Source organism: Saccharothrix sp. ST-888, assembly GCF_000955975.1.
Taxonomy (GTDB): domain Bacteria; phylum Actinomycetota; class Actinomycetes; order Streptomycetales; family Streptomycetaceae; genus Kitasatospora.
This window is the reverse complement of the sequence record NZ_JYJF01000376.1, coordinates 1-446: the sequence shown is the minus strand read 5'-3', so window position 1 is coordinate 446 and position 446 is coordinate 1. Positions and strand designations below refer to the sequence as shown.

Sequence of the window (446 nt, the reverse complement as noted above, 5' to 3'; positions counted from 1 at the left end):
TCCGTCGGGTGGTTTCAACCGTGACCGTGACGACCGTGGTGGCTTCCGCCGCGATGATCGTCCGCAGGGCGGTGGCTTCCGTCGGGACGACCGCCCCTCCGGTGGCTTCCGCGACCGCGATGACCGTCCGCGTCGTGACGACCGCCCCCAGGGCGGCGGCTTCCGTCGCGATGACCGCCCGTCGGGTGGTTTCAACCGTGACCGTGACGACCGTGGTGGCTTCCGCCGCGATGATCGTCCGCAGGGTGGCGGCTTCCGTCGGGACGACCGTCCCTCCGGTGGCTTCCGCGACCGCGATGACCGTCCGCGTCGTGACGACCGCCCCCAGGGCGGCGGCTTCCGCCGCGATGACCGCCCGTCCGGTGGTTTCAACCGTGACCGCGATGACCGTGGCGGCTTCCGCCGTGACGACCGTCCGCAGGGCGGCTTCAACCGCGATGACCGTC

Annotated in this window: 1 protein-coding gene; it reads right to left on the bottom strand. The window is 72.0% G+C overall.

Features of this window, described 5'->3' with window-relative positions:
• The coding region (locus UK12_RS41955; protein WP_045306926.1) for a hypothetical protein at nucleotides 1-446 on the bottom strand (446 nt) is incomplete at both ends.